Here is a 9,820-nt window from a genome sequence, read left to right as displayed (position 1 = left end):
AATTATTTAAATATCTAACGAACTTCCGTTTCAGCTCGTCATATAATATAGCCACAAAACAACACTATGAGAAAAATTGCATTATTGATCACTACCCTGTTAGTCACCATACTCGCCACCACTAATTCTCTTGCGCAATCCGGTACTATCATTACAGTGGCGGGGGGAGATTGGGGCTTTGCTGGCGACGGTGGACCTGCAACCGCGTCGGCAGCTGCTTTCCAACAAACGAAAGGTGTTGCCACAGATACTATGGGAGATATTTTTATCGGCGACATGGTCAACTACCGGATAAGGAAAGTAAACTATGCTACAGGTATATTAACCACCATCGCCGGAAACGGCACAGCGGGTTTCTACGGCGATGGCGGTCCCGCAGTACTAGCTATGATTGACCCCGGTTGGGGTTATATGGGCCTCGCGGCCGATTATGCCGGCAATTGTTACCTCGCCGATCAGGGCAACAACAGGATAAGAAAAACTAATTACACATCAGGTATAATTACCACAGTTGCAGGAAATGGCTCTAGTGGATTTTCAGGAGATGGCGGGCCGGCTACAGCCGCCGGTCTTCAGCAACTGAGTAATCTGTACGTCGATGCAGCTGGAAATATATACTTTTCAACCGGTAATAGAATTCGGAAAGTAGATGCAGCAACCAGCATTATTTCAACCGTCTGCGGTGGGGCATCAGGCGGTTTTAGTGGCGATGGCGGTGCTGCAGTTAGTGCTAGCTTGAGCGCACCGACTGCACTTACCGGTGATGTAACAGGTAACTTGTACATATGTGATGATGGCAACCGAAGGATAAGAAAAATTAATACGTCCGGCATAATCACTACTATTGCCGGCAATGGTGGAAGTGGCTATTCAGGCAATGGTGGTCCGGCAACAGCAGCTACATTTGGATCGCTTATTGGTATTGGTGTAGATAGTGCCGGTAATGTGGCAGTGTACGATCAGAACATGGTCATTCGGCAAATTAATGTTACAACGGGTCGTATCAACAATATAGCGGGTTCATATTCCGGTAGCGACCCCGGTCTGACAACTGGCACCCCGGCAAACAGTGCCGGTATCAATGCAAGTCAGATGTGTATGGATCAACATGGCACCATATATTACTCAGACGCAAATACAGTCGTCAATAAAATAATAAATACTAGCAATGTGATCAATACACTCTCTGTTACAGATAGTTTATCCACAACGGCTTGTACCCTTCCCGCTACATTAAGAGTTGGTATAAAAGGCACTCTCACTGGCACACCTGCACCTACTGATTCAGTAACCGTTTCGGTAGACTACGGCCAGTACGGCACTAACTCATCACGTACTTACAGGCTTCCTTATTGGCTGGCTGCAACTTATGGGTTTGGTAGCGCATATAGTTCATTGGGCGGGTTTACCTACACCCTCCCGGGCACATACACACCCTCAATCACTTTTGCCGCTATAGATGACTGTACCGATGTGGTTTATGCACCCACAGTAACAATAGGCAGCAACTGTGCCAGTACCATTTCTGGTATTTACTTATCATCTCAAACAGATTCCATCTATACACTCCCATGTGTATTCCCGGCAATGGTTAAGTTCGTGGTGAAGGGTACAATTGCAGGCACGCCATCGGCTGGCGATTCTGTATACATTGCGTACCGTTATGATAACAATGACACCACATTTCAAAAACACATTGTACCGTTCACGCTTATTGGCGGAACATATAATTTTTCAGACACGCTTACACATCCATACGCCCCGGGGAATTACTTTCCAGAGGTATACGCTGTGACCTCTTCAGGTCATCAAAATACGGGTGCATCATCCTTCCAATATCTGTACATTGACGATTGCACCGCTAGTGGCATAAATGTATCTCTCACTGACACTGCTTATTTGGGCACTTACTGTTCGCTTCCTTTTTCAGATGCTTTTTCACTATCCGGCAGCCTCAGCGGCTATGCAGATACCTGCTCACTGGTAAAACTTTACGTTAATTATGGCGATGGTTGCGACACCACCTTTTCGGTCCCTGTTTATACCGATGGACATGGATATTTCAACTTGGGGACAAGCACAATATCGTCATACGATCTACAGCACACGTACCTTATACCGGGCACTTATTCTGCTACCGTAACCGACACTGCAGGGCCTTTTGTGAACACATCCGGGTCATCTGTTATAACATTGGGCACAAGTTGCTCCCCATTAACAGGAACATTTTATATAGATTCAAATGCCGACTGTATCTATCAACCGGGTGAGGTATTGCTAGGTTACTGGCCATACGCCCTCATCAACAATACACTCGGCGATACCACTTATGGCTGGTGCGATGATAGCGGTCGATACGCATTACCTCTTATTGATGGCTATTCATACACCATAGTTGCCGACCCAACTGGCTACTTCGGGGGATTGGGCACAACACTTACTACTTCCTGCCCCGTCACCGGTCTGTACACCACTATATCGGTTGCGGGTAGCAGTTACATACAAGATTTCGCATTCAGTTGTGCACCACCATCAGCAATAGACATGAGCGTATCGGGATGGGGATGGGGCTTTGTGCCCGGAGATACTGGTATTGTAGGCATATGGTCAAGCAACTACACGGGGTATACATGTAACACACTTACCTCTACCATTACGCTGACTCTTGACCCGCTGCTAACTTACATTGGCATGTGGAATGGGCCGGCGCCTACTTCAGTATCGGGCAGCACCCTTACATGGGTCTTTTCAACCGTCAATGATCTATTCGATTTTAGCGCCAATGTCAAGGTTTCAACCAGCACTACAGCAACTATGGGCGCAGCTGTATGCAACACTATCTATGTTTCGCCAACATCACTTACCGACCCTGATCTGACTAACAATACCTACCCATGGTGTCAACCGGTTTTATCTGCCTGGGACCCTAATGACAAGTATGTATCGCCATTGGGCTCGGGCACTCAGGGTTATATACCTAACGGAACACCGCTCAGCTATCTGGTGCACTTCCAGAACACGGGAACAGCTGCAGCACGCAACATAACTGTAGCGGATACCATTAATACTAATCTTGATCTTTCAACGCTTACGGTTATTGGTTCAAGCGCTCCTGTGCTTGTATTCCATGAGCCGGGTAACAGGGTTAAATTCCGGTTCAATGATATTAATCTGCCAGACAGTAATGCCGACCGTGCGGGGAGCAATGGCTACATAGCGTTCAATATTATGCCAAAACCCGCTTTGGCACCAGGCACGCAAATAACTAATATCGTGGGCATATATTTTGACTATAATCCTGCTGTCATCACCAACACAGCCCTCAATACGATTAACAATGTAGCCACGATAACCGGATCTAATACCGTATGTATTGGTTCGGTCATAACACTCTCAAATACAACTCCGGGGGGTACATGGTCGTTAAGTAACAGCCATGCAAGTATTACCGGCGGATTGGTTACAGGTATTTCGGCAGGTACGGTTATTGTGTCCTACTCTGTACCGGGCGCACCTGCTATGACCACCACTGTAAACGTTGTTGGAGCTCCTGTGGCTGGTAATATTAACGGTCCGGCCAGTGTTTGTATCGGCTCAGGTATTGTACTTGCAAATACCGCATCAGGCGGAACCTGGTCGGCAACCAATAGTAATGCTACAGTGGCTTTCGGCAATGTAACAGGCGCTGCACTTGGGTTAGACACAATTGTATATTCTGTATCTAACGCATGCGGTTTAGCTTCAGCGCAAATGGTAGTCAATGTAATTCCAGCGGGTCTTTGCAATACCGGGTTTGTAAATAACACAGCATCTTCCGGCAAGGTTGAAATATACCCCAATCCAACAACCGGAGAACTGACGATCACAGCTGATTGCACCAGATATAGTACATACACAATTACTAACAACATAGGTCAGGTGTTGACGCAACAACAACTACAGCCTGGCCAAACTACTGTGAATGTACAATCATTCGCTGCCGGTCTATATTATATAACGATAAGAGGCAATAGTGGTATCGTTGTTCAAAAATTCGTAAAGTTGTAACTATTACAAAATTCCATAAGTAAATTTACTTGTATAAATGGCAACGCTTAGTGTTGCCATTTTTTTATGCTAACACTAAAACAGCTTTCTCCTGACGAGCCACAAATCTACCAACAGGAGTAACGTACTTCAAATAATCATTAGCCCCGAACAATGCGATGACCTCTTCAATACTGCTTTCATTTACAGCTATAAGCAAACCGCCGTTGGTTTGGGGATCTGGTAAAATGCTAAAAGCTTCCATTACATCTACTCCGCCCTCAAAATGGATCTTTGCGCCGTAGCCATTCCAGTTGCGGTAAGTGGCATCGGGGATAGCACGTTGAGCAATGTACTCTTTGGCACCTTCAACAATACCTATCTTACTGTAGTACAGTTCGGCCGACAAACCAGCGCCCTCAGCCATTTCTATAAGATGCCCACCGAGCCCGAAACCTGTCACATCGGTCATTGCAGTAACGCCGGGAATGGATCCCAGCTGCTCCCCTATTTTGTTAAGCTTAGTGAGTTGATCAATGAGCATTGTTTTGTGCTCTTCTTTAAGCAAGCCTTTCTTTTGCGCAGTAGCTAATATACCTACCCCTATAGACTTCGTAAGAAAAAGCACATCACCTTCTTTGGCAGTATTGTTCCGCTTAAGGTTGGCTATGTTACATACGCCATTAACGGACAGCCCGAAAATAGGCTCACTGACGTCAATACTATGTCCACCTGCAAGAGGTATGCCTGCTTCATTGCAGATAGCTCGTGCACCTTCCAGCACTTGTTGTGCCAGTGCCACGGGGAGCTTCTCTACAGGCCAGCCCAATATAGCTGTAGCCATCAGTGGCTTGCCACCCATAGCATACACATCACTTATGGCATTAGCGGCGGCTATGCGACCGAAGTCGTAAGCATCATCAACAATGGGTGTGAAGAAGTCGTTGGTAGCAATAAGGGCCATTCCATTACCCATATCATAAGCCGCGGCATCATCGTTGGTGGTATTGCCTACCAGCAGTTTGTCGTTTGCTGCATAGCTGGTCTCTGTCTTCAATATCTCCTGTAGTACTGCGGGCGCTATCTTACAGCCACAACCCGCTCCACGTGAATATTGGGTAAGTCTTATTTCTTCTATTGACTCCATAAAATTAAATATTAGTTGGTGATAGGTAATGGGGTTATGTGATGAGCTTGCTATTGGCAGCAGCATCAACTTTATCTGTGCTGACTTTATAAATAGTTACTCCGGCCTTCTCCCGAGCTGCAAGTCCTTTGCCATAGTACTTATCATAGTACCTCAGCAATATGGCGAAGCAGGTTTTAAGGTCACTTTCTACTAATGCGTTGATGGCATTTTTTGTGTCCTGTCCGCCCAATCTTTTCTTTATCCGAACAATGGCATTAATGAGTTCTTCAGTGGTATACTTCCCATAACCTTCCACTATCCAATTGACGCGCTGCTCAAATGGCACATCGAGAAAGTACAATGGAGCAGCAACCATCGTCTTGTAAAATGCTCCCGGCAGATTGATCAAGCCAACCCGCTGGCTCTCATCTTCTACCCAGATACGCTTGCCGTCAGTTATAGTTTTACTGGTATTGTACAACACAAGCGCCAACTCATTTTCAAACATTTCCTGCGATGGTTGTACTGCATCAAAGCCACCGAAAGCAGAGCCTTTATGTTTGGCTATTGCCTCCAGGTCTATTACTGCATTGCCGTTCCATTCCAATTCGCCAAGTATCTCCGTCTTCCCGGATCCGGTATAACCACCTAACACATTCAGGGGATACTCTATATCGAACTGCTGTAATGCCCAGTTGCGATAAGCCTTATAGCCGCCCTTCAGCATATACACGTTAAACCCGTAAAGATCCAGCAGCCAGGAGACGCCCGCACTACGCATACCACCCCGCCAGCAATGCACCAGAACTTTATGATCTTTACGACGGGTGTAGTCATTGGTATCGGGGTTACGTTCAGCTATGATCCTTTCCACTTCTTCCACCATACCACGCATTTTTACACCATAGAAGTCGAGACCTATCTTTATAGCATCTTCGCGGCTTTGCTGCTTGTAGGCAGTGCCAACCACTTTGCGCTCTTCGTTAGAGAATAGGGGCAGACTATAGGCGTTAGGTATGTGTGCATGGTCATACTCCCCGGGGCTGCGCACATCGAAGATGGGCGTGGTTTGCGCCAGTTCTATGAATTCGCTGATGTCTATGTGGTGGATCATATTGTGGCTGGCAGGGATAATTATTTGTGAGGTAATGATTCCACCTGAAATTATGTCGCCCTAACAGGGCTCGTGGCGGGTTGCCTTGAGTTACCGGGGTTGAAACCCCGGGCTAATGTATGTAGCCCCTTCAAGGCTTCTAAGCTGCATTTTAATCTTATAACCCACGGTCTTCGCCGTGGGTTATACATTGTATTACTTTTTGGTTTTCACTTTTAACTTTTGATTTAGTTCTTCTATTCTCTCATCATGTCTTCCAGTACGGCTGCTATGTCTTCGGCATTAGGCTTAGAGAAATAGTCGCCGTCGGTAGCGTATGCGGGGCGATGCGCCTGTGCGGTGATGGTACGTGGCGATACATCGAGATGACGGAAGCCACCTTGTTTTTCCATAACATGCTGGAACATATACGCACTTGCACCACCCGGTACATCCTCGTCAATAAATACAATGCGGTTGGTCTTCTTCAAAGATTCAACGATCATATGGTTGATATCGAAAGGCAATAATGTACGCACATCGATCACTTCGCAGCTGATGCCCTTTGGCTCCATGTAGTTGACAATTGCTTCTTCTATAACACGCAATGTAGAACCATAAGAAACAATGGTAATATCACTACCCTCACGGATAACTTCAGGAATACCAAATGGCACTGAGAACTCTGTAAGATTGCTTGGCACACGCTCCTTAAGGCGGTAACCATTCAGGCACTCTACAACTATTGCCGGCTCATCGCTGCGCAACAAGGTGTTGTACATACCGGCAGCCTGTGTCATATTTCGTGGCACACACAGGTACATACCCCTGATGGAGTTTATGATCATACCCATTGGCGATCCGCTGTGCCATACGCCTTCCAGCCTGTGGCCACGTGTACGTACTATGATCGGACATTTCTGTCCGCCACGGGTACGGTACTGCATGGTAGACACATCATCGCTGAGTGGCTGTAGACCATACAACAGGTAATCTAAATATTGTATCTCGGCGATTGGGCGAAGGCCACGCATTGCCATTCCAAGACCCTGACCAATGATAGTCGCCTCGCGTATACCGGTATCTGATATGCGCATTGCACCGTATTTGTCCTGCAGACCGGCAAAGCCCTGGTTAACGTCACCTATCTTACCCAGGTCTTCACCAAAAGCAACAACAGCCGGGTTGGTAGCGAAAGTATGGTCAAAGAACTTGTTGAGTATCTCGTATCCATTCAATGAAACAGCTTCGCCTTCGTATTGTGCCGGCACTTCTGTAACCTTCATTGCGCTCTTATCAGACTGACTGTAGAGGTGTGAAGAGAACTTTTCTTTATTATCGGTCTTTATCTGTTCGTAAAAATTATTGAGCGCCCGCTTAGCATCGGTATTTTGCGTGCAGAGTGCCAGCACCTTACCTACGGTCTGCATAATGTCTTTGCGGATAGGCTCTTTAATTGCGCCTAAGTCCTGCACAGCCTTAGCAATTGCTTGCGCACTATCGCCACCATCATACACAACCTGGTTGCAAAGCGTTGTAGCCGTTTGTATCTGTTCCTTTATAGGCGCCAGAAATGCATCCCATGCCCTTTGTTTGGCAGCACGTGCTTCGCCCTTCGCATCTTCTTCAATAGCGGCCAGCTCTTCTTCATTACCAATGCCATTCTCCAGCATGAATTGCTTCATCTTTACGATACAATCCATTTCCTTTTCCCAATCAAGGCGCTCTTTGTTCTTGTAGCGCTCATGAGAGCCGGATGTAGAGTGACCCTGTGGCTGAGTAACTTCCTGTACATGGAATATAGCCGGGATATGCGTTTCGCGCACACGGTCAATACCCTTCTGCACGGTTTCCATAAGGCCTGCATAATCCCAACCCTTAACGGTGTAGATATTGATACCGCCTTTATTTTCGTCCCATTGCATACCTGCAAGGGCTTCTGAAATTGAGTTTTTAGTAGTCTGGTGGTGGCGGGGTACTGATATACCATAACCATCGTCCCAAACGAAAACTGCCAATGGCACCTGCAATACGCCGGCTGCGTTGATGGTCTCCCAGAATAAACCTTCTGAGGTAGACGCATCGCCAATGGTACAGAAGATGACCTCGTTACCCTTGTTAGTGAATTTTTCGAATCCCTGCTGCAACTCATCTACATTGCGGTACATCTTAGATGCCTGAGCCAAACCTAGCGCACGTACCATCTGACCTGCCGTAGGCGAAATATCGCTGCTGGACTGTGGTTCTTTGGTGAGATCTTTCCAATCACCTTTTTCATCCAACCAACGGGTACCATAGTGCCCGTTCATCATACGGCCCGACGTTGATGGTTCGTTTTCTACATTTGGATCGGCATATAACTGTGCGAAAAATTTCTGTATATCGCTCATGCCTGTAGCAAACATGAGGGTCTGATCGCGGTAGTAACCGCTGCGGATATCACCGGGTAAAAAACACTTGGCAGCAGCTATCTGCGCCAACTCTTTACCATCACCAAATATCCCGAATTTAGCCTTACCTGTGAGCACCTCGCGGCGACCTATCAGGCTCGCCTCGCGACTGGCTACCGCCATGCGGTAATCAGCTAATGTTTCTTTTTTAAACTCTTCAAACGACAACCTTTCAGACTTCGATACAGTAGCTAATTTCGGCATATAAAAAAAAGGGGGTATTCAATGAATGACAAAGATAATTCAATTCGGCAATTTGGCAATTAGACAATTTGGCAATGATTATTAGCTGATATGATGCTAATGCCGTGTTGTTTGTCTGAACCAGAATTTAAAGGATTGAAGAATTTTCTTGATGATGAGTACGGTTTTTCTCAAAGAGGACCGGCATGATGGCTGTTGGTCAGAAGACACAACAGCGGCGAACGGGGCGGTTTTTGAGGGAATACCCGATGGAAATGAAAATTAAATCGGGCATGGGATTGGTGTAATGTTTTGGTATTCATGTGGTTGTGATTTTGGGTTATGCCCGATCGTGCCCGAGGAATGGGAGGGCGGGGAGCGGAAGAGCGGAGAGCGGTTTGATGGGCTATGAATTACAGTATTGTATCAGATTGTTTAAGGGTTATCAGGGTTTTTTGAGGGGTTTTCCGCCAATGGTGGTTTTTTGCGTTTCCGGCAGTTTTTTTTGGTGCGTTTCCTGTAGATTGCTTAGTGGGTAGGGTTTTCGGAGGTTTTTGAAAACCGCCAGTTTCCGCAGTTTTCCGCAGTTTTTCCGCCAATTTCCGCTAAACTACTTCTTTAGTTTTTCTAAGTATGGCGCAGAATGATCGGGGTATGTGACGGATGGTTTATCATTCATATCATAGTAATCTTCTAATTCCGGTGTAAAGTTGGGGCTTGTTTTGGTATGTACCAAAAGAAGATATTCACAAAATTTGCGTAGAACCAGGCTGTATGGCAGGCACAGTAAGGGTTTTAGGGTGGTTATTTGATGTGGATATGTTTTTTCAATGTCAAAATTCTAAGTTGTTAAACTAAATAATATTCCAGATAATTTACCGTTCATAAACAAAAATGACCGTTGGTGAGATCTTACAGTAATATACATATTGAATGTAT

4 protein-coding genes are annotated in these 9,820 nt (G+C 46.1%); 1 reads left to right on the top strand and 3 read right to left on the bottom strand.

From position 1 onward, the window contains the following. Positions 1 to 66 precede the first annotated feature (66 nt). Complete coding sequence (locus CJD36_RS01910; protein ID WP_105037412.1) at positions 67 to 4,047, top strand: DUF7619 domain-containing protein; 3,981 nt, start codon at positions 67 to 69, stop codon at positions 4,045 to 4,047. A 64-nt stretch (positions 4,048 to 4,111) separates the two neighbouring features. On the opposite strand, the gene selD is transcribed toward CJD36_RS01910, so the two are convergent. The 3 genes from selD to CJD36_RS01895 form a co-directional block, all read right to left on the bottom strand. Then, positions 4,112 to 5,173 (bottom strand): selenide, water dikinase SelD, encoded by a 1,062-nt coding sequence (gene selD / locus CJD36_RS01905; protein ID WP_105038032.1) that lies wholly within the window; start codon positions 5,171 to 5,173, stop codon positions 4,112 to 4,114. Positions 5,174 to 5,207: 34 nt separating this feature from the next. Then, positions 5,208 to 6,269 (bottom strand): tRNA 2-selenouridine(34) synthase MnmH, encoded by a 1,062-nt coding sequence (mnmH, locus tag CJD36_RS01900; RefSeq protein WP_105037411.1) that lies wholly within the window; start codon positions 6,267 to 6,269, stop codon positions 5,208 to 5,210. A 236-nt stretch (positions 6,270 to 6,505) separates the two neighbouring features. Next, positions 6,506 to 8,902 carry an alpha-ketoacid dehydrogenase subunit alpha/beta gene (locus tag CJD36_RS01895; RefSeq protein ID WP_105037410.1) on the bottom strand — a complete coding sequence of 799 codons (2,397 nt, stop codon included), beginning with the start codon at positions 8,900 to 8,902 and terminating at the stop codon, positions 6,506 to 6,508. Between the last annotated feature and the right edge of the window lie 918 nt (positions 8,903 to 9,820).

The organism is Flavipsychrobacter stenotrophus, assembly GCF_002954265.1.
In the GTDB taxonomy this organism is placed as follows: Bacteria; Bacteroidota; Bacteroidia; order Chitinophagales; family Chitinophagaceae; genus Flavipsychrobacter; species Flavipsychrobacter stenotrophus.
This window is presented reverse-complemented; position numbering and strand designations above follow the sequence as displayed.

Coding starts and splice junctions, on each gene's coding strand:
- CJD36_RS01910 (WP_105037412.1), top strand. CDS start 67: ATGAGAAAAATTGCATTATTGATCACTACCCTGTTAGTCACCATACTC.
- selD (WP_105038032.1), bottom strand. CDS start 5,173: ATGGAGTCAATAGAAGAAATAAGACTTACCCAATATTCACGTGGAGCG.
- mnmH (WP_105037411.1), bottom strand. CDS start 6,269: ATGATCCACCACATAGACATCAGCGAATTCATAGAACTGGCGCAAACC.
- CJD36_RS01895 (WP_105037410.1), bottom strand. CDS start 8,902: ATGCCGAAATTAGCTACTGTATCGAAGTCTGAAAGGTTGTCGTTTGAA.